Origin of the sequence: Alcanivorax profundi (genome assembly GCF_003597125.1) — a bacterium.
GTDB classification, from domain to species: Bacteria; Pseudomonadota; Gammaproteobacteria; order Pseudomonadales; family Alcanivoracaceae; genus Alcanivorax; species Alcanivorax profundi.
In genome coordinates, this window is the sequence record NZ_QYYA01000196.1 from 1 (window position 1) to 370 (window position 370).

The 370-nt window shown below is 37.6% G+C and carries 1 protein-coding gene; it reads right to left on the reverse strand.

Annotation, left to right across the window (positions count from 1 at the left end; all coding sequences use genetic code 11):
- Positions 1-255 (reverse strand): hypothetical protein (locus D4A39_RS19460; protein ID WP_233552546.1); only part of this gene is annotated, 255 nt, incomplete at its 3' end.
- Positions 256-370: the final 115 nt, after the last annotated feature.

Genomic DNA, 370 nt, shown 5'->3' on the forward strand with positions numbered 1-370 from the left:
GATGGCTTTTCTTTTGCCTGTGAGATGCTTGCTGATGATAGATCCGTTGAACGCAAACCAGTCGAAAGTTTCATGCTCAAAAAGGTTACGATAAGTCTGTTCTGAGAAACAGCCATATCTGCCCAATTGAAGGAAATTTATACGATCCGGGATGGCCATGAATAATTTCATGGTGTCCATGAATGCTTTTTCAAAAGGTTTGTGTATATTCGCTACTGATTTGAAAGCCGACAGGCACTCGGATTGGTATTGCATAAGGAGTGTTTCTTTAGTCATAATCAGAAGAGTTCAGAGACTTCTAATTTACTAAGAAATAACGAATTATGCAATACTTTTTTACCTTTATTATCAGCAGGTTAGCTCTCTTTTT